Source organism: Bradyrhizobium sp. B120 (assembly GCF_049075665.1).
Lineage (GTDB): Bacteria > Pseudomonadota > Alphaproteobacteria > Rhizobiales > Xanthobacteraceae > Bradyrhizobium.
In genome coordinates, this window is record NZ_CP185242.1 from 449,799 (window position 1) to 469,558 (window position 19,760).

At 64.8% G+C, this 19,760-nt stretch carries 17 protein-coding genes; 11 read left to right on the forward strand and 6 right to left on the reverse strand.

Annotation, left to right across the window (positions count from 1 at the left end; translation table 11 throughout):
* Positions 1–40 precede the first annotated feature (40 nt).
* Entirely contained in the window at positions 41–1,264 is a 1,224-nt protein-coding gene (locus tag ACOIX3_RS02115) for a citrate/2-methylcitrate synthase (RefSeq protein ID WP_420968185.1), read from the forward strand.
* Here ACOIX3_RS02115 and ACOIX3_RS02120 read toward each other — a convergent pair whose 3' ends face one another.
* Complete coding sequence (locus ACOIX3_RS02120; RefSeq protein WP_342725133.1) at positions 1,265–1,927, reverse strand: DedA family protein; 663 nt, start codon at positions 1,925–1,927, stop codon at positions 1,265–1,267.
* Positions 1,928–2,218: 291 nt separating this feature from the next.
* On the opposite strand from ACOIX3_RS02120, the gene cobS reads away from it, so the two are divergent.
* The 5 genes from cobS (at position 2,219) to ACOIX3_RS02145 (ending at position 8,053) form a co-directional block, all read left to right on the forward strand.
* Complete coding sequence (gene cobS, locus ACOIX3_RS02125) at positions 2,219–3,217, forward strand: cobaltochelatase subunit CobS (protein WP_050405952.1); 999 nt, start codon at positions 2,219–2,221, stop codon at positions 3,215–3,217.
* A gap of 3 nt (positions 3,218–3,220) precedes the next feature.
* The gene (locus ACOIX3_RS02130; protein WP_095731654.1) at positions 3,221–3,631 is read left to right on the forward strand and encodes a GNAT family N-acetyltransferase; all 411 of its coding nucleotides are present in this window, start codon (positions 3,221–3,223) and stop codon (positions 3,629–3,631) included.
* Entirely contained in the window at positions 3,628–5,526 is a 1,899-nt protein-coding gene (gene cobT / locus ACOIX3_RS02135) for a cobaltochelatase subunit CobT (protein WP_229170842.1), read from the forward strand. The genes ACOIX3_RS02130 and cobT overlap by 4 nt, the downstream gene beginning before the upstream one ends.
* 3 nt (positions 5,527–5,529) lie before the next feature.
* Positions 5,530–6,636 carry an esterase-like activity of phytase family protein gene (locus ACOIX3_RS02140; protein WP_420968186.1) on the forward strand — a complete coding sequence of 369 codons (1,107 nt, stop codon included), beginning with the start codon at positions 5,530–5,532 and terminating at the stop codon, positions 6,634–6,636.
* A gap of 304 nt (positions 6,637–6,940) precedes the next feature.
* A complete protein-coding gene (locus ACOIX3_RS02145) occupies positions 6,941–8,053 on the forward strand; it encodes an NADH:flavin oxidoreductase/NADH oxidase (protein WP_420968187.1) in 1,113 nt (370 codons plus the stop codon).
* Between the two features lie 21 nt (positions 8,054–8,074).
* On the opposite strand, the gene ACOIX3_RS02150 is transcribed toward ACOIX3_RS02145, so the two are convergent.
* Positions 8,075–9,586, reverse strand: coding sequence for an FAD-dependent oxidoreductase (locus ACOIX3_RS02150; protein ID WP_420968188.1), 1,512 nt, complete (start codon positions 9,584–9,586; stop codon positions 8,075–8,077).
* Positions 9,587–9,641: 55 nt separating this feature from the next.
* On the opposite strand from ACOIX3_RS02150, the gene ACOIX3_RS02155 reads away from it, so the two are divergent.
* Both ACOIX3_RS02155 and ACOIX3_RS02160 read left to right on the forward strand, forming a co-directional pair.
* Positions 9,642–10,280 (forward strand): TetR/AcrR family transcriptional regulator, encoded by a 639-nt coding sequence (locus ACOIX3_RS02155; protein WP_420968190.1) that lies wholly within the window; start codon positions 9,642–9,644, stop codon positions 10,278–10,280.
* Positions 10,281–10,385: 105 nt separating this feature from the next.
* The gene (locus ACOIX3_RS02160) at positions 10,386–11,486 is read left to right on the forward strand and encodes an LLM class flavin-dependent oxidoreductase (protein WP_097671068.1); all 1,101 of its coding nucleotides are present in this window, start codon (positions 10,386–10,388) and stop codon (positions 11,484–11,486) included.
* Positions 11,487–11,548: 62 nt separating this feature from the next.
* Here ACOIX3_RS02160 and ACOIX3_RS02165 read toward each other — a convergent pair whose 3' ends face one another.
* On the reverse strand, positions 11,549–13,231 hold the full coding sequence (locus ACOIX3_RS02165) for a phospholipase D-like domain-containing protein (RefSeq protein ID WP_420968191.1): 1,683 nt from the start codon (positions 13,229–13,231) through the stop codon (positions 11,549–11,551).
* Between the two features lie 214 nt (positions 13,232–13,445).
* Positions 13,446–15,713 (reverse strand): DUF2235 domain-containing protein, encoded by a 2,268-nt coding sequence (locus tag ACOIX3_RS02170; protein WP_420968192.1) that lies wholly within the window; start codon positions 15,711–15,713, stop codon positions 13,446–13,448.
* Between the two features lie 222 nt (positions 15,714–15,935).
* On the opposite strand from ACOIX3_RS02170, the gene ACOIX3_RS02175 reads away from it, so the two are divergent.
* Positions 15,936–16,355: a hypothetical protein gene (locus ACOIX3_RS02175; RefSeq protein WP_342725124.1), complete on the forward strand. Its 420-nt coding sequence runs from the start codon at positions 15,936–15,938 to the stop codon at positions 16,353–16,355.
* Positions 16,356–16,398: 43 nt separating this feature from the next.
* On the opposite strand, the gene ACOIX3_RS02180 is transcribed toward ACOIX3_RS02175, so the two are convergent.
* Complete coding sequence (locus tag ACOIX3_RS02180; protein WP_420968193.1) at positions 16,399–17,577, reverse strand: ABC transporter substrate-binding protein; 1,179 nt, start codon at positions 17,575–17,577, stop codon at positions 16,399–16,401.
* A gap of 151 nt (positions 17,578–17,728) precedes the next feature.
* On the opposite strand from ACOIX3_RS02180, the gene ACOIX3_RS02185 reads away from it, so the two are divergent.
* The gene (locus ACOIX3_RS02185; protein ID WP_420968194.1) at positions 17,729–18,727 is read left to right on the forward strand and encodes a winged helix-turn-helix domain-containing protein; all 999 of its coding nucleotides are present in this window, start codon (positions 17,729–17,731) and stop codon (positions 18,725–18,727) included.
* Here the strand turns inward: ACOIX3_RS02185 and ACOIX3_RS02190 are convergent.
* A complete protein-coding gene (locus ACOIX3_RS02190; protein ID WP_420971951.1) occupies positions 18,718–19,344 on the reverse strand; it encodes a TetR/AcrR family transcriptional regulator in 627 nt (208 codons plus the stop codon). The two genes, ACOIX3_RS02185 and ACOIX3_RS02190, sit on opposite strands and share 10 nt — an antisense overlap.
* A 52-nt stretch (positions 19,345–19,396) precedes the next feature.
* Between ACOIX3_RS02190 and ACOIX3_RS02195 the strand changes: the two genes are divergently transcribed.
* On the forward strand, positions 19,397–19,654 hold the full coding sequence (locus ACOIX3_RS02195) for a hypothetical protein (RefSeq protein ID WP_420968195.1): 258 nt from the start codon (positions 19,397–19,399) through the stop codon (positions 19,652–19,654).
* Positions 19,655–19,760 lie beyond the last annotated feature (106 nt).

The following is a 19,760-nucleotide window of genomic DNA, read 5'->3' on the forward strand; positions in this document are numbered from 1 at the left end:
CCTCTCGACGAGTTGATCAATCTTGATTATATAAATCAATATGAAAAAATCCGCCGAGCTCTACCTCTCCGCCCGGGAGGCCGCCGCCGAGCTCGCGATCTCGCCGGCAACCCTCTACGCCTATGTCAGCCGCGGCCTGATCCGCTCCGAGCCGTCGCCGGATTCGCGCAGCCACCGCTACCGCGCCGAGGACATCAGGGGGTTGAAGGAGCGCCGCGTACCGTCGCCGGAGCCGCGCGGCTTTCGCAATTTCGATGCGGACCTGCCGGTGATGGATTCGGCGATCGCAACCATCACCGAGCAAGGCCCGATCTATCGCGGCGTGAACTGCGTCGATCTCGCCCAACGCGACACGCTGGAGCATACCGCGACGCTGCTGTGGGACGTCACCGGCGTCGATCCGTTCGCGCCGGACAATTGTCCGCATGTCTCCGATGAGATGCGCGCGATCGCCGAGGCCGCGCGCCGCGCCCAGCCGATCGACCGCACCGTCGCCGTGCTGGCGCTGGCGGCGAGTGCCGATCCCGGCGCCTTCACCCGCGCGCCCGATGGCCGCGCGATGGTCGGCGGGCGCATCCTGCGGCTGCTGGTTGCGACCATGCTGAATGCCGTGCCATCGGCCGAGCCGCTGCATGAGCAGGTGGCGCGGGTCTGGACGCCGGACAACAAGCACGCGCCCGATCTGATTCGCCGTGCGCTGGTGCTGCTCGCCGATCACGAACTGAATGCCTCGACCTTCACGGCGCGCTGCGCGGCATCGACCGGCCTCAATCTCTACGACTCCGTCATCGCGGGTCTCGTCGCGCTGAAGGGGCCGATGCATGGCGGCGCCGGCGTGCTCGCCTCGCGCCTGGTCAGGACCATGATCGACAACGACGTTGCACCTGTGGTCCGCGAGCGGGTCGCGCTCGGCGAGCGCTTCGCCGGCTTCGGGCACGGCGTCTACAAGAAGGGCGATCCGCGCGCGATCTCGCTGCTCGAGGCGCTGACGCGGGCCGGCGCGCCGCGCAAATTCACCAGGGAAGTGCCGGAGCGGATCGCGGAAGCAACCGGCGAGTTCGTCAACATCGATTACGCGCTGGCGGTGCTGGTGCATGCGCTACGGATGCCCGCAGGCAGCGAGCTCGCGCTGTTCGCGATGGCGCGCAGCGTCGGCTGGATCGCGCATGCGAGCGAGCAGCTTCAGCTAGGCAAGCTGATCAGGCCTCGCGCGCGTTATGTCGGCCCGGCACCGGGGCGGGCCGACATAACCAACAGCATTTAGCTATTTCGCCGGCTTGGCCGGTTCGATCAGGCCGCCGCCATGCCGGCGGCGGATGGTCCAGATCGCCAGCGACAGGATGACGGCGGCGCCCGCGACCGCGAACATCCACAGGTGCTTGCCGACATGCTGATGATGCGGCAGGCCGGCATAGTCGTGCAGCGCGGTGACGGCGAGCACGCCGGGCAACACATGCGCCGGTGCCCAGAGCAGGATCGCGGGGATGTTGATCGCGTAGAAGCGTGCCGGCGGCATGTCGAGCGCACCGGCGGTGATAGGCACGAAGGCGCGAATCGGCGGCACGAAGCGGGCGAAGAACACCGCAAGCACGCCCCAGCGGTTGAAGAAGGCCTCGCTCTGCGCGACCACCCGCGGGTAATTGGAGAGCGGCCAGGCCGACAGGATCTCGCGCTGGCTGCGGTGACCGATCAGATAGGCCGTGCCGTCGCCGAGCATCGCGCCGGCGGCCGCGGCGGCGAGCACCGGCACGAGCTTCAATTCGCCGCCCGGGACCAGCGCGCTCAGCGCCAGGATGATGGTCGAACCCGGCACCAGCGAGCCGACCACCGGGACAGCTTCCAGCAGGGCGGCCAGAAACAACGTCAGATAGGCGAGCCAGGCATGGGCCGAAACGAACGCGATCAAAGGGTCAAGGAATGAAGTCACTGAATTCCTGGGTGGTGATGAAACAGGTCCGAGAGCTAACAACTCCCCGCCGGGCTGAAAAGTGCCTGCGGACAAGCCGCCGTGGCGCTGCGGCGAAAGTACGGCGGGATTTGCAGAGCAGCCTTCCAAAAACCGAGTTTCGCGCCTATCTTTATGATACAACAACGGAACTTTGATTTGCCCGTGGGCTTCTGCCGGCCGATGCTCTCTGCTAGGCTTGTGCGTAGCACCCCATCCGCAGCCAAATGACCTAAATCTGGTTTCGGGAATGCCCGGGACCTCGGAGGATGAATGACGACGGCCGTCCAGACCAAAGCGCAAGAACCCGTCGGGTTGCCCGACATGAAGGTGTCGGTTCGGCAGGTCTTCGGGATCGATAGCGATCTGGAAGTTCCCGCCTATTCCGAAGTCGATCCGCATGTGCCGGAAGTCGATAGCGACTATCGCTTCGACCGCGCCACCACGCTCGCGATCCTCGCCGGCTTTGCCAAGAACCGCCGCGTGATGGTCACGGGCTATCACGGCACCGGCAAGTCGACCCACATCGAGCAGGTTGCGGCCCGCCTCAACTGGCCCTGCGTGCGCGTCAACCTCGACAGCCATATCAGCCGTATCGATCTCGTCGGCAAGGACGCCATCGTGGTCAAGGAAGGCAAGCAGGTCACGGAATTCCGCGACGGCATCCTGCCCTGGGCGCTGCAGCACAACATCGCGCTGGTGTTCGACGAATATGATGCCGGCCGCCCGGACGTGATGTTCGTGATTCAGCGCGTGCTGGAAGTCTCCGGCCGCCTGACGCTGCTCGACCAGAACAAGGTGATCAAGCCGCATCCGGCGTTCCGCCTGTTCTCGACCGCCAACACGGTCGGCCTCGGCGACACCTCGGGCCTCTATCACGGCACCCAGCAGATCAACCAGGGCCAGATGGACCGCTGGTCGATCGTCACCACGCTGAACTACCTCGCCCATGACGAGGAAGTTGAGATCGTGCTGGCGAAGGCGAAGCACTATCGCACCCAGGAAGGCCGCGACATCGTCAACAAGATGGTGCGGCTGGCCGATCTCACCCGCAATGCGTTCGCCAATGGCGACCTGTCGACGGTGATGAGCCCGCGCACGGTGATCACCTGGGCCGAGAACGCCGACATCTTCAACGATATCGGCTTCGCGTTCCGCGTCACCTTCCTCAACAAGTGTGACGAGCTGGAGCGGCCGCTGGTCGCCGAGTTCTACCAGCGCTGCTTCAACGTCGAGTTGCCGGAATCCTCGGTCAACGTGGCGCTCAGCTAGTCCATGCCGAAAATCTCCGTCGAGCGCACAGTCACACAGACGAAGAAAGCGGTGCTCGGCGGATTGCTCCGCTACAACAACGAGAAGATGGGGAAGCAGAAGTACAAGCGCTTCGCCATCTCGCTGCGGCAAGGCGACGAGATCGTCGGCGGCATCGTCGGCGAGGTCTGGACCGCGGTGTTGTTCATCCAGCTGTTCTGGATGGAGCAGAAGTTTCGCAACAAGGGTTTTGGCGCGAAGCTGATCAAGGCGATCGAAGACGAGGCGCGGCGCTTCGGAGCCACGCAATCCTATCTGGATACGATGAGCTTCCAGGCGCCGGGTTTCTACCGCGCCAATGGATATAAAGAGTTCGGTTCGATTGAGGGGTATCCCGGCGGCGTCACGCGCCACTGGTTTACGAAATCGCTATGACAACCTCCAATATCAAATTCCGTCCCGGATCGAAGGAAGCGCCGACCGAGCCGTTCAAGCGCTCGGTGTCGGCGTGCCTGAAGGCGATCGCCAAGAAGCCGGAGCTCGAGGTCAGCTTCGCTGCCGAGCGGCCGGGGCTTGCGCCCGGCAAGGCGCGGCTGCCGGAGCCGGCGCGCAAGATGACCAAGCGCGATGCGGCGATCGTGCGCGGCCATGCCGATTCGATCGCGCTCAAGATCGCCTGTCACGATCCCAAGGTGCATCGCAAGCTGATGCCGGGCAATCCGCAGGCGCGCGGCGTGTTCGAGGCGGTCGAGCAGGCGCGCGTCGAGGCGATCGGCTCGCGGCGGATGGCCGGCGTTGCGAAGAACCTCACCGCGATGCTCGACGATCATTTCCACCGCGGCAAGTATGACGAGATCACCGACCGCGCCGATGCGCCGCTGTCGGATGCGCTGGCGATGCTGGTGCGCGAACGCCTGACCGGCATGGCGCCGCCCGCGGCCGCCAAGAAGATGGTCGATCTCTGGCGTCCGACGCTGGAGGACAAGATCGGCTCGCGGCTCGACCAGCTCAGCCGTTTCACTGAGGACCAGGCGAGGTTCGGTGACATGGTCCACGATCTGCTGTCGGCGCTCGATCTCGGCGACGACCGCAACATGGATTCCGACGACGACGAGGACCAGGACGAGAACCAGGACGGCGAGAACGATCAGTCCGGCGCCGAGGGCTCGCCCGATTCCGACGCCGCGCAGGAGATGAGCGCCGACCAGGCCCAGACGAGCGCGGAAGAGATGAGCGAAAGCGCGATGGAGAGCGCGCAGGCCTCCACGTCAGACACGTTCGACGACGGCGAACTCGGCGACGACGAGACGCCGGGCGAGGCGACCCGGCCGAATTCCCGCGGCCAGAACGAGCCGCGTGGTCCCGAATACCATGCGTTTGCGCCGAAGTTCGACGAGGTAATTGCCGCGGAAGATCTCTGCGACCACGACGAGCTCGAGCGGCTGCGCTCCTATCTCGACAAGCAGCTCGCGCATTTGCAGGGCATCGTGGCGCGGCTCGCCAACCGCCTGCAACGCCGCCTGATGGCGCAGCAGAACCGCGCCTGGGACTTCGATCTCGAGGAAGGCATCCTCGATCCGGCGCGGCTGTCGCGCGTCGTCACCGATCCCTATCATCCGCTGTCCTTCATGCACGAGAAGGAGGCGACCTTCCGCGACACCGTGGTGACGCTGCTGCTCGACAATTCAGGTTCGATGCGCGGTCGTCCAATCACGGTTGCCGCGACTTGCGCCGACATCCTGGCGCGCACGCTGGAGCGTTGCGGCGTCAAGGTCGAAATCCTGGGCTTCACGACCCGCGCCTGGAAGGGCGGGCAGTCGCGCGAGGCGTGGCTTGCGGCCGGCAAGCCGGCCAATCCGGGCCGCCTCAACGACCTGCGTCACATCATCTACAAGTCGGCCGACGCACCGTGGCGTCGTGCGCGCAAGAATCTCGGCCTGATGATGCGCGAGGGCCTGCTCAAGGAGAACATCGACGGCGAGGCGCTCGACTGGGCGCACAAGCGTCTGCTTGCGCGTCCCGAGCAGCGCCGCATCCTGATGATGATCTCCGACGGCGCGCCGGTCGACGATTCCACGCTGTCGGTCAATCCCGGCAACTATCTCGAGCGGCATCTGCGCCACATCATCGAGGAGATCGAGACCCGCTCGCCGGTCGAGCTGATCGCGATCGGCATCGGTCATGACGTGACGCGCTACTATCGCCGCGCGGTCACCATCGTGGATGCCGAAGAGCTTGGCGGCGCCATCACCGAAAAGCTCGCCGAGCTGTTCAGCGAGACCCACGGCTCGGCACCCGCACCGGGCACGCGGCGCCGCCTCCACTCGTGAGACATGCGCTCTCACGTTAGCCGCCGCCATGTCCTGCACGGGATGGCGGCGGGGCTGTCGACCGCGGCATTGCCGCGTCTCGCGCAGGCACAGGGCGCGAGCCAGCCGGCACTGACGCCGGGACCGCCCGGCCGGCCGGGCCGTCACCGCGTCGACGAACCCGCCGCGGTCGAGGTCAACGCGCGGCCGCTGCCGTCGTTCGATATCCGCGATCGTGCGCGGGTGCGGTTCGGCGCGCTGGAATATCGCAGCGGCCTGATCCTGACCTCGTCATTCGCCGGCTTTGGCGGCCTGTCCGCGCTGCGGCTCGATGCCAAGGGCGAACGCTTCATCGCGGTCAGCGACCAGGGCACCTGGTTCACCGGCCGCATCGTCTATCGCGGCCGGGAGATCGCCGGGCTCGACGATGTCGAGGCGGCGCCGCTGCTCGATGCCCACGGCAAACCGATCACCGCGACCCGCGGCTGGTACGATTCGGAATCGCTCGCGCTCGACGGCTCGATTGCCTATGTCGGGCTCGAGCGGGTCAACCAGGTGCTGCGCTACGATTTCGCCAAGGGCTTCACCCGTGCGCGCGGCGAGGTGGTGCCGCTGCCCGCGGCGGCGCGCAAGCTACCCATCAACAAGGGGCTCGAGGCGCTCGTCTTCGTGCCCAAGGTCATGCCCAAAGCCACACCGGCGAGCCCGCCGCTGGCCGGTACGCTGATCGCGCTCTCCGAACGCGGGCTCGATGCCGGCGGCAACCTGATCGCCTTCCTGGTCGGCGGCAAGACGCCGGGCCAGTTCAGCGTCCGCCGTACCGAGAATTTCGACATCAGCGACGCGGTCCTGCTGCCGTCGGGCGATCTGTTGATCCTGGAGCGGAAATTCTCCTGGCTCGGCGGCGCCGGCATTCGCATCCGCCGCCTCGCTTTGTCCGACATCGCGCCCGGCGCCGTCGTCGATGGTCCGGCGATCTTCAATGCCGACCTCGGCAACGAGATCGACAACATGGAAGGCATCGACGCCCATGTCACTGACGAGGGCGAGACCGTGCTGACCATGGTTTCCGACGACAATTTCTCCCTGATCCAGCGCAATTTGCTGCTGCAATTCACGCTGGTGGACTGAGGCTTCTCTTCACCCTCCCCTGGAGGGGGAGGGTCGGCTCACATGGAGCGCAGCGAAATGTGAGCCGGGGTGGGGTGATCTCTCAACACGGACAGTTATCGGGTGGAGGTACTGTCACCCCACCCCGTATCGCATCTCGCTGCGCGCGATGCGATACGACCCTCCCCCTCCAGGGGAGGGTGAACGGAACGGCGCTATCGCATTGCTGATCTGCCCCGGCCCGTTCGGCGACGGCGACGGTTGGTGATCGCGGCGACCGCCTCTATCTTGTGGTGGCCCTTTCCCCGATCCTGGATGTCCCCGCATGAGCACCCTGTTTTCCCCGATCGAACTGCGCGGCCTCAAGCTCTCCAATCGGATCATGGTCTCGCCGATGTGCCAGTACTCGGCCGACGACGGCTCCGCCAATGATTGGCACTTCACCCATATCAACATGCTGGCGCTGTCGGGCGCCGCGATGTTCTGCATCGAGGCCACCCATGTCGAGGATATCGGGCGGATCACGCCGGGCTGCCTCGGACTCTACAGCGATGCCAACGAGGCGGCGCTGAAGCCGATCCTGGCCTCGGTGCGCAAGCATTCGAAGGCGGCGGTCGCGATGCAGCTTGCCCATGCCGGCCGCAAGGCCTCGAGCCAGCGTCCATGGGAGGGCGGGCAGCTGATCCCGATCGCCGAAGGCGGCTGGCAGACGGTTGGGCCGTCGGCTGTCCCGCACAAGGAAAGCGAGGCGCCGCCGCTGGCGCTCGACGACGCCGGCCTGAAGCGCATTCGCGATGCCTTTGTCGCGTCAGCGAAGCGCGCCGACCGGCTCGGCATCGATGCGCTCGAGCTGCACGGCGCGCATGGTTATCTGCTGCACCAGTTCCTGTCGCCGATCGCCAACAAGCGGACCGACCGCTATGGCGGTTCGCTCGAAAATCGCATGCGTTTCCCGCTGGAAGTGTTCGACGCGGTGCGCGCCGTATTCCCGGATCACAAGCCGATCGGCATGCGGGTGTCGGCGACCGACTGGGTCGAGGGGGCCTGGGACCTCGCGCAGACCATCGAATTCGCCAAGGAGCTGAAGAAGCGTGGCGTCGACTGGATGGATGTCTCCTCCGGCGGCGTGTCGCCGCTGCAGAAGATTCCGCTCGGGCCGGGCTACCAGGTGCCGGCGGCGCAGGCGGTGAAGGAGGCGACCGGCGTCACCACGATGGCGGTCGGCCTGATCACGGAAGCGAAGCAGGCGGAGGAGATCGTTACCTCAGGCAAGGCCGACATGATCGCGCTCGCCCGCGGCATGCTCTACGACCCGCGCTGGGGCTGGCACGCCGCCGCCGAGCTTGGCGGCGAGGTCAGCGCGCCGCCGCAATACTGGCGCTCGCAGCCCTCGACGCAGAAGGCGCTGTTCGGCAAAACCACGTTCGGGACACGCTGACGCAGCGTCTCGCCTGCGAGGTCACTGCATGGCCGGTCCGAACCACCGCGTGAGCGCGGCGTCGAGGCCCGCCAAGTCCTCGCCGTCGGCGGCCCAGGCGATGCAGGCATCGGGGCGGATCAGCAGCGACGGGCCGGTGCGCCTTGATACGCATCGTACGAACATGTCCCAGCGTGCCGCGATTGCTGACGCAGCTCCATCAGTCGCATCGACCAGCACGGCCCTGCCGTCCTCCATCTGATCGAACAGCGTTGTTGTCGCGCCGTCGTCGCCGAGCGCGAAATTGCCGGAGAGCCGGCCGACCGATGCATGCTTGTCGCCGAGCTCGTAACGGATCTTGATGCCGCTGATCATCTCGCCGAAGTAGCGGGTGCCCTCGTCGCCGCTCATCAGGTCGGCGACGATGTCACGCAGGGCGTCCGTCATGACGTCAGGCCGCATCAATGCGACCTGGGCGCGGGTGTTGGCGAGCACCCTTGCCGCGATCGGATGCCGTTCTGCCGTGTAGCTGTCGAGCAGGCTTTCCGGCATGCGATCGCACACGACCGCCGCGAGCTTCCAGCCGAGATTGACCGCATCGAGCAGGCCGAGATTCAAGCCTTGCCCGCCGAACGGCGAATGCACATGCGCGGCGTCGCCCGCCAGCAGCACGCGGCCCCTGCGATAGCTATCTGCCTGCCGCGCATTGTCGGTGAAGCGGGTGGCGGTCTTGACGGCCGTGACACGAACGTCGGCGCCGCTGATCCGGCGCAGGGTGGTCTCGATCTCGTCGCGCGTCACCGGCGCGCTGCGATCGGCCGGCGGTCCGTCGAACTCGGCCATGAACACCCGGCCGGGAATCGGTCCATAAGCCATCATGCCGACCGGCGTCCGCCGCCAGCCGACCGGCAGAAGGCGATCCGGATGATCGAGGTCGACGATGGCCTGGTGTCCGGTGAGGGTCGGTTCGGTGCCAGGAAAATCGAAGCCCGCGCGCTTGCGCACCGGGCTACGTCCGCCGTCGCAGCCGACAAGATACGCGGCGTGCAGCTCGACATCGCCGGACGCGCCCCTTGCTCTCGTCAGGACGCTGTCTCCGGTATCCTCGAAATCGATCAGCTCGCAGCCGCGCCTGATCGCGATGCCGAGTGCGTGGGCGCGCTCGCCGAGCATTTTCTCCAGGGCTTGCTGGTTCACGCCGCGCAACCGCCGGTCCGGCTCGCGCTGACGCGTCTGGTCGATCCCGAAGATGCCGGAGAAGTGACCGCCGAATTTCTTGAACGGCAGCTCCGACCCGCCGTCCGCACTCTTCAGGAGCCTGGACATGCTGTCCGCCATGCTGCGTTCGACCGCATCCATCGCCTCACTGAGGCCGCGGCGCTCCAGCGCTTCGCCGGCGAGGGCGCCGATCGCGCCGGCCTTGATGGTCTGGTCAGGCTCCGCCAGCCGCTCGATCACGATCACGTCGGCGCCGCCCAGGGTCAGTTCGATCGCCAGCAACAATCCGGTCGGCCCGGCGCCGACCACAACCACATCCGTCCGTTCACGCGTCACGCCATCACCATAAATTTGTACTCAGTATAATATTTTGTATGGTACAAATTCTTCCATGTCAAATCGGGACGGATTGCGGGAGCGGAAGAAGGAGGCGACGCGCCAGGCGATCTCGGATGTCGCCACCGAGCTGTTCGTGGCGCGCGGCTTCGACAATGTCTCGGTGGCCGAAATTGCCGAGGCCGCCGAGGTCTCCCGGATGACGGTGTTCAATTACTTTCCGCGCAAGGAAGATCTGTTCTTCGACCGTGAGGAGGAAAGCCGCCAGCTTCTGAAGGCCGCCTTTGCCGAGCGGCCGCCCGGCGAAGCGCCGCTGATGACGCTGCGCAAGCTGGTGCAGAGCTTGGCGGATCGGGCGCATCCGTTCGCGAAATTCACCGATGCAACGGCAAAATTCTGGCGCACCGTCGCCGAGAGCCCGGCGCTTTCGGCGCGGGCGCGCGAGATGCGCGACGAGTTGATCGATGATCTTGCAACCGTGCTGGCGGGCGCCATCAAGCGGCCGCTCGCCGATGCCGACGCCCGGCTCGCCGCGTCGATGGTGGTCACCGCTGTGACCGTCGCCTATGCGGAAGGGCTTCGCGAGCACAAGGCGCGCCGATCAGCGGCCTCGACACGCGAGGCCTTCCTGCAGATCATGGAGCGCAGCTTTTCGGGTATCGCGGTCATACTGAAGGGGACGCCTTACGCGTAATTCCCGCCGGGCGGCATGCGACAAAGCCATTGTTCTGCCGTAGCCGGGACAGGTACTCTCCGGTGCGCGTGCGGAAGACACGCATCGAGCAAAGAGAGGAAACCCATGGAACTCGGATACTTCGCGATGCCGTCGCATCCGCCGGAGTGCGGACTGAAAGAGGGCCACGACTGGGACCTGCAGGTGCTGCGATGGCTGGACGAGCTCGGCTACCAGGAAGCCTGGATCGGCGAGCACCACACCGCGCCCTGGGAGCCGCATCCGTCGCCGGATCTGTTGATCGCGCAGGCGCTGCTGCAGACCAAGAACATCCGGATCGGACCCGGCGGCTTCCTCTTGCCGTATCATCATCCGGCCGAGCTCGCGAACCGCGTCGCGATGCTCGATCACCTCTCGAACGGGCGGCTCAATTTCGGTGTCGCTGCCTCCGGCCTGCCGAGCGACTGGGCGATGTTCAATGTCGACGGCATGTCGGGCCAGAACCGCGACATGACCCGCGAGGCGCTCGAGATCATCCTGAAGATGTGGACCGAGCCGGCTCCGTGGACCCACAAGGGCAAGTTCTGGACGGTGACCAAGCCGGACACGATGTTCGATTTCCTCAAGCCCCACATCAAGCCGCAGCAAGCACCGCATCCGCCGATCGGTGTGGCCGGCCTGTCGAAGAATTCCGACACGCTCAAGCTCGCGGGCGAGCGCGGCTTCATTCCGATGAGCCTCAACCTCAACCCGGCCTATGTCGGCAGCCACTGGGACTCGGTGGAAGCCGGCGCCGCCAAGACCGGCCGCAAGCCGAGCCGCAAGGACTGGCGGATGGTGCGCGAAGTCTTCGTCGCTGACACCGACGCGGAGGCATGGAAGCTCTCGACCGGCGACATGATGGGCCGGATGATGGGCGAGTATTTCCTGCCGCTGCTCGGCCACTTTGGTTTCAAGGACTATTTGAAGGCGTCGCCCGACGTGCCCGACAGCGACGTCACGGTCGAATATTGCGCCCGCAACAACTGGATCGTCGGCTCGCCCGCGACCGTCACCGAGAAGATCGAGAAGATCTATCAGGAGGTCGGCGGCTTCGGCGTGCTGCTGGTGTTTGGTTTCGACTACAAGCACAAGCCCGAAGCCTGGCACAATTCGCTGCGGCTGCTGAAGCAGGAGGTCTTGCCGAAGCTGAAGCATCTCGACGCCTCGGTCGGCCGCGCGGCGTAGGCTAGAGGAAAAGTGCGGGGCAGCGGTAACGCTGCCCCGTCTGTCGTGACGGATCGCCGGCCTCAGGCGGTGCCGAGCCAGAACCGGGTTTCGATTTGCGCCCAGCCCTTGCCGATGCGGCTGCTCAGCCAGGTGTCGCTGCGCTTCAGACCCTTGTCCTTCTGGCCTTCCGGCGTGTTGCGCCAGGCCTGCCAGCGATACTGGCCGTAGATGCTGACGATGCGCGCGGCGTAGGTCAGCGCCAGCTGTGAATCGCCTCTGATGATGACGAGGTTGTCGTCGTTCTTGGTGCTGGCGCGGTCGGAGAAATTGTGCGAGCCGGTCATGACCACCGGGTTCTTGCCGGCCGGATCCAGCACGATCACCTTGCTGTGCACGGCGATCATGAACTTTCCGGTGTTCTTGATCTCGTGCTGCCACCAGTCGGCGGTCTTGTCGATGCCGGCGGGCCGGATCACGTCGGCAATCTGCTTGCCCTTGAAGACCTGCTGCTGACCGCCGCCGGCCAGCAGTTGCAGCTGGTCCTTCGGACTGTCCTTGCCCTGCGCCGGGAAATTGTTGAGCACCCCGCGCACATAGAGCTTCTTGTCCTGCGCCTTCTCCAGGATCGGGCCGAGCAGGCCCTTGTTGCCGGGATTGAGCATCAGGCACACCGCGCCATGCTCGGCATCCTCGATCATATTGGTCGCTTCCTTGAGATCGCCGCTCTTGGTGGTCGGCGTGAACCAGACGCTGATATTCGAGTTGCCGATCGTGAACGGCCATTGGTGATCGCCGGCCACGGCCAGCGCCTTCGGCGACTTGCTGCCGTCGGCGTAGATCGCCTTCCAATGCTCGTGATAGGCCGCCGCGATCTTGTCGTCGGTGATCTCGAGCCCATTGTTGTTCTGGGTGCACAATCCGGTCCGGGTCCAGTTGGTGCTCCCGGTCCAGACCACTTTCGGTGTCTCGGCGCCGTCGCAGAACACCGCGAACTTGTTGTGGGCGTAGCGGCTCGGTGCGATCTTGCGGCGGACGATGTCGACGCCCGCCTTCTTCAGCACGCCGGCGTTCTTCTCGGTCTCCTTTGCGGTCGCGTCGGACTTGCCGGTGCTGTTGCCGAGCACGACGTGGGCCTTGCCCTTCAGCGCAATCAGCGCGGCGATCAATTCGGGATCGTTGAGCTCGTAGAGCGCGACATAGACGTCGACTTTATCCTTCTTGGCCCCGGCCAGCAGGGCAAAGAGGCGCGCGCCAAGCTCGCCCTTGAGGAAGTCGCGGATCTTGTTGCCCTTGGTGGAGATCGCCTTCTCCAGCGTCTGGGAGGCTTTCGGCGTGGTACCGATCGCGCGCGACAGCCATTGTGCCGAGATCGTGCCGCGGTTGAACCATGGCTTCAGCGGGCCCGACGGCGCGGCCGAGACGTAGTCGGTCCATGTCGCCGGCGCACTGTAGGCAGGCTTCACCTTGGTGGCGCCGTCCTTGAGCACCGGAACGACGCCGTAGCGGACCGGCGCATCGGCCGGGGCCAGGAAATCGGTCCAGTTCGTTTTCTGCACCGGCCATTCGGTGCTCGGACGATGATCTCCCGCCTTGTGGCCCTGCACCTGATCCTCGAACCCGACCCAGGTGTCGACGACGGTCGCGCTCTTGCCTTGCTGCTGACGATAGAGCGCAAAGCCGAGGCAGTCTGGGATCATTGCCGCGACCTCCCAAACCACGAAGATGCCGTCGGTGGTTGGAAACGCCTGAATTGTGGAAATCATGGTGATGCCTCCAAATCACTGATGAGAAATATCCGCTCGATATGAACCTGGCGCGTCAGCGCCGCAGGAGATCCGAGGTGCCGCGTCGGATCGTTCCGGGCGCCTGGCAGCTCGTCTAGCAAGGAGAGTATGGAGTATAATATGCAACCGAAACTATCGGCTGGATCACAGATGGATCACGCCGTGCGGACCGGTCCGCCGCGATTGCGGCTGCCTAAAGCAACTTCACCGTGACCTTCGCCGTGCCCTTGTGATCGCCGTAGAACCATTTGTAGATCCAGGGCAGGCCGATGACGGCCTGGTTGACGTAGAGGAAGATCTCGCCGCTGCGATCGGCGGTGAACCTCGCCTTGTAGACCTGCGGATCGGTGTTCGGCGCCGGCAAAGGATCGAGGAAATACTCGTCGACGCCGGTTTCTCCGACCCGTGCGATCAGCCTGAACCAGGGCCGGAACAGGATGCGCCGCAGGAAGATCGTGGCATATCCACGCCAGCGTTTTGCACCCTCGATGGTCGAGGTCCGGTATCCGATCGGCGTGACCGCGCGTCCGGCGTCTTCCCATGGCTCCGACATCGTGATCGCGATCTCGTACTTGAAGCCGGTGCGGACCTTGAGCCCGGTCGGCGCACAGATCGCGCTGGTGTCGAAGTCGGCCGCATCTTGCGGGATGCCCTTGTCGACGGCGACGAGCTTGTCGGCCGCGCTCCCCTTGCAGAAAGCGCCCATCGAGTCCACGGCATTGAACAGGAAATGGCTGAGCAGCGTCGCGCTGAACCAGACCAGCAAGGCCGTGAGCAGGAACGGCACGACATGCCGCTTCCCGACATTGAGGATCCACTGATAGATCGTGCTGGTCCGGAACCGATAGATCGCATCGTGCATGAGGCCCGAGAGCGGCGTCGGGTTCGCGCGGTTGCGCCAGATGATCCGCATCCTGTCGCTGATCGTTGCGCTGAGCGAACTGCCCACCGCCATCAGCACGAAAACGGCGATGATGCCGCCGGCGAACCATTCCGGGTTGCCGGCGTACCAATCGGTCCACCAATGAAACGAAGCGGGCAGGAACGATTCGATGAAGCGCACCAGCTCCGAAATCATCCTGAACCAGGAGCTGAATTCGTGCTCCTTGTGTTGGTTGTGGAACAGCCAGAACGCCGCCAAATGCAGCGACGCCGCCAAGGTGGCGAAGTAGGCGATCCGCCGCATCCAGACGAAATTCCACAGCTTCTCCTGCGCGGCATAACGCGCCGGCGCACCGACAGGCGTTTCATACGTAGTGGAGCCCAGCGGGGTCACCTTGCCGCTGCGGGACACCACCACATAGTTCGGCGGAAGCCCGATCGGGGCGTAGGCATTGGCGCCGCTGCCGATCCGCTCGAACACGCTTTCGTGGATCTTCGGCACCGGCACGCTGACGCCGGCATAGGGGTCGTTGCAGAGATCGGCGACCTTGCGGGGACCGTACCGGTAATAGGAGCCGAGGCCGGCCCGCGAATCGTAGAGGCGGCCATCCTTGTCCTCGGAAGACTTGATCGCCTTGATCGCATCGGGATCGGCGATCGGCGCGCTCTTGAACACGAGTCCGCGCTTGACGGCTTCGTCGACCAGCCAGGCCAGCGGCACGAAGGCGACGGCATCGTCCGGATAGCCGCCGCCGACATTGGCATGCATGCCGACGAACCAGACCTGGACGAGACGCTCGCCATCGATCGTTGCCGGCACGGCCGGTGCGGGCTGTCCCGGCTCTTGCTCCGTCCAGAGCACCGGATGAAAGGTCGTGCGCTCGTCGTCGAGCGCCAGCGCATGCCGTGCCCACTTGACCTTCGGGCTGAGAAGCCGGTTCGGCAGCTCGAGCGGCCACACCCAGTTGGAGATGCCGCGTGTCATCTCGTCGATCGGCAGGCCATAGGCCGCGACGGTGTCCCAGATGCCGATGAACTCGATCGCCGGCACCGGCTTCCGTGCGATCTCCGCGTAAGGCTTGTTGCGCTGAAGGCGGTCCCGCACCGGCACAACGATGTAGTCGCGCAGCGCGCGGAACAGCACCTCGACGCGCCAGATCGAGTGGTAGCCCGCCGCCCGGTACGCGCGATAGGCCTTCACCGCGCCGTCGTGCAGTTCGGCTTCGGTGCCGGCGACGATCAGGCCCTGATCGAGGATGAGTGCGGCGAGCGTGCGCACCGTGAATGCGCCACGGCTGAACCCGAACAGGTAGATCTGCGAATCGTTCTGGTGGTCGTAGTTGCGGCAGATGAACTTATAGGCATCGAGGATATTGCGCTTGAGGCCGTAGCCGAAGGCGCCGCCGAGCAGCGCCAGCGGAACGAAGGACGACGTGCCGACGCCGTCATCATACTTGGCGGCCTGCGTATTGCCCTGCAGATCCAGCGACTGGAATATCCGCCAGACATTGGTGCGCCAGACGCTGGAGGCGGCGTTGCCGGTGCCGTCGGACAGGATAATGATCTTCGGGCTCGGCATCGAAAAACGCTCGCTGAAATGACTGAAGCGGACGGCGCAGCGTAGTGGTAGCGGATTCGATTGCTACCTTGGATCGATATTTAGTCATTCTGTGCCACGACAGATGTGAACTGACGCACAAAAGCGTCACGTGGTCGCGGCCATTTGAGGCGAGACGACTTTCGCGGCGTAACGAAAAGGCCTAGCTTGACCGATGGCGCAATTCATTGATGAGGCACAGCAATGCGCAGCCGCGTCAGAAAATTTGCCCATGTCCTGGAACGCTTCGGCCTTGCCCTGGCGGGGGCTGCAAGCGGTCTGTTCGTCGCCATCCATGTCGGCTCGAGCGTGTCGGCGCTGACCTCGCAGGCGTTCCTGTTGATCATGATGCTGGGTGGCGCGATCGGCTTCTATGTGGGCATCGATACGCCGCCAAAACTGTTCCATCCGAAGGACGGCAGTTCGACGCGCAAGATCGACGCGGCGGAGCTGCTGAGCGCGATCGGCACCTTCCTCGCGACCATGGTCGCGTTCTTCTCGGTCGGTGTCGTTGTGCTGCGCAGCGAGCCGGATATTGCCTGGACCGCGGCGATCATGGCGGGCTGGGTGCTCGGCGTCGCAATGCAGATCGTCGCCGGCACGATCGCCCGCACGCGCGTCTGACGCGTCGGAGCGGCGCCAGGCCCGACCGGCTTTGCCGCCTGGCTTACTTGTTCGCGATCTTGGCGGGGTCCTTGATCTCCTTGAAGGTCTCGTGCTCGACGCTGTAGAGCTCGCCGCCGACCCTCTCGACCTTGCGAATGTAGATGTCGTGGACCACGTCGCGCGTCTTCGGATCGATCGACATCGGGCCGCGCGGGCTTTCCCAAGCCATGCCCTTCATGGCTTCGATCAGTGCGTCGCCATTGGTCTTGCCGCCGGTCGCCTTCAGCGCCTCGTAGATCAGATGCATACCATCATAGCCGCTGACGCTGATGAAGTTCGGGCGGACGTTGGCATTGGCCTTACGGAACGCTGCGACATAGGCGCGGTTCAGGTCGGATGGATGAGCGGCGGAGTAGAATCCGGCCGTGATCATGCCGATCATGGCATCGCTCATCCCCGGCAGGTCCTCGTCGTCGGCGATGTCACCGGGGCCGATCAGCTTGATCCCGCTCTTGTCCAGCCCACGCTCGACAAATTGCTTGGCCAGGATGGCGGCCTGGCTTGCCGGCACGAAAATGAACAGGGTATCCGGATTGCCGTCCCGCGCGCGCTGCAGGAACGGCGCGAAGTCGGGATTGGCCAGAGGCACTTTCAGCGCCTCGACGATCGATCCGCCCGCCGCGGTGAAGCTCGCCGAAAATACGCCGGCGGCTTCATGCCCGGGTGCCCAGTCGGACGCGATGACGGTGGCCCGTTTCGATCCGTTCCGCGCCGCCCAATCCGCCAGCACGCTGGCCTGCTGCGCGTGCGTCCAGCTGGTGCGGACGAAGTAGGGCGATCGTTCGGTCACGATCGATGTGCCCGACACCATGACGACGGTCGCCGTCTTGCTCTCATTGACCAGCGGCGCGAGCGCCAGCACGCTCGGCGTCACTCCGCCGCCGAGGATCGCGACCTTGTCGTTGACGATCAGCTCCTGAGCGATGCGCTTGGCATTGTCGGGCACGCTGGCGTCGTCCCGGACGATCAATTCGATCTTGCGACCGGCGACCATATCGCCGTGCTGCGCCATGTAGAGCCGTGCCCCGGCGACCGCCTGCTTGCCGACCGGCCCCAGAACGCCGGTCAATGGCATCACCAGCCCGACCCTTACGACGTCCTGCGCCCGGGCCTGTCCCGATTGCACCGCCGAAAGCGCCAGAACGGCCCCGACCAACACGGCAAACGGCCTCCTCGACATGGTCAACCTCCCGCGGGCCCGGAAATGATGCAGGGCCGGCTCGCGACTATCGGCTTCGCCGCAGGGAAGTCCTGATCAAGAAGTGACAGAACGGCGAATTTCCTGCTAAATTTCTCCAATTGACGCCGTCTGTGGGCATGGAGTGACCTCTATGGACCCGACGACTGAATCCGTTTTGATATTTGATTCCTTTGTGCTCGATCTCGCCCGCGGTGTCGCGCTCGTGGATGGTGTCGAGCTTGAGCTCAGGCCGAAGTCGTTCGCCGTCCTCCGCCATCTCGCTGGCAATGCCGGGCGGTTGCTGTCCAAGCAGGATCTGCACGCGGCGGTCTGGGGCAATGTCGCGGTCTCGGACGATTCGCTCGTCCAATGCATCCGCGAGCTGCGAATGAAGCTGCACGATGACGACCACCGCATCATCAAGACGCTGTCTCGCCGAGGCTACCGGCTCGATGCCGCACCGATTCCGCCATCGCACGATCATGGACCGAAGAGTGTCCCGCGCAGCACGTCTGCTCGCCGTGTCGTTGCAGCCCGCTTGGCCCGGCTTCCCCGCTGGTTGCTGCTCGCCGGCCTGTCGGTGATCGCCTTCGCGGCTCTTGCATCTGCGCCGCCGATTGCCAACGGGATGTGGCACCCTCTGGCCGAATTGGCGAACTGGCTTGCGCCGCAGGATCACGGCATCGTGCCGGATCAGGATGTCGAGCGGATCGCCGCGCTGGCCGCGGAGAAGCAGTTGCCGCTTCCAGCCTTTCGCATTCGCGCGCCGGCAAACGACGTGCCGGACAATGTCCGCCGTTTTCTCGGCGTGTGGGTGAGCCACGAAGGATGGATCAACTCGCATCGCCAATTCATGATGATCGTCACCAATGTCGATCGCGACGGTGCTGCCACCGGCTATCTCGTGAACGGACCGGCCATGCCGCACAGCCGCACGCCTGGACCCGGCTTTTCTGGCGGCTTCACCGGGTCTGTCCTCGACGACGTCTTGCGATATGACGGCAACGCGGGTCTGCACTCCGCCTCCATCACCGCGGACGGACGGATCGAGTTCAAGCTGATCTTCCGCGAGGGAGGCACCGGGGTGGTGTTTCTTGAACCGCTCTGGACGCTCGCCCACCCAGGCCGCGTCGCACGCAATCAAACCTGATCGCTGCGCGAAACGCCGAGCCCTGCGAGATGCGTGTCGACGAACTGCGCGAGGCGCTCGCGCAACTGCTCCGGCGGCACCGCGACCATGCGCTCCTCGAGGCCCAGCGAGATGATGCCGTGCACCGCGGAGAACATCATCCGCGACAGCAGCGCGACGTCGTCGGGATCGCGATCGGGCAACAGCCGCACCAGCGGTGCATGCATCAGCGCGAAGGCATCCATCACCATCGCCAGGATATCTTCCGGAAACGGCCGGTCGTCCTCCATCCGGTGCTCGAACAGCGAGCGCAGCAGATTGGCGTGCTCGGTGGCGAAGCTGAGATAGGCGTCCGCAAGCCCGTGCAGCTGGCGCAGGGGATCGTCGGCCGGGACCGCCTTGAGCCGTGCGGTCAGGGCCTGAACGGTCTCCCGGTTCACGGTCAGGATCAGGCCGTCGAAGTCGCCGAACTCATTATAGACGCTGCCGATGGAGCAGCCTGCGGCCTCGGCGGCATCACGAACTTTCAATGATCTCAAGCCTTTAGTGGCAATATACCGGCGTGCGATCTCGATCAGCAGACCTCGCCGCTGAAGTTTTTTTCGGTCGCGTCGCGATTCTTCTTGAACAATGTTCATTTTCAAGCTACTAATTTGAGCGTTGCTCAAGTTGGCATAGGAGGCCACTCACATGCAGACCCTAGCACTTCAATTGACCACCACCTTTGTCGATGACGCGATCGAGCTCGTGACGGGCTTTGGCCGCGCGATCTTCGCACTGGTGACCGCCCCGATCGAGCGGATCGCCCGCGCCTGCGACGTCGCAAGCGTGCTGGAGCAGCGGCGCGCCGATCGGCGCGCGCCGCGCCCGGCGGCCCAGCATGGTGGCCGGCGCAAGTCACGCAACTGCCGCTGGTCGCCGTTCCGCGGCCTGAGCGATCTGACCTGACGCGCCACCCGCAATTGTCGCCGAAACCTCAACAAAGTGCTCACCATGTCCCTCGCGAGCCCGTTTCGAAGTCGATCGATTACAACCCTGGATAAGGTCTCGTACA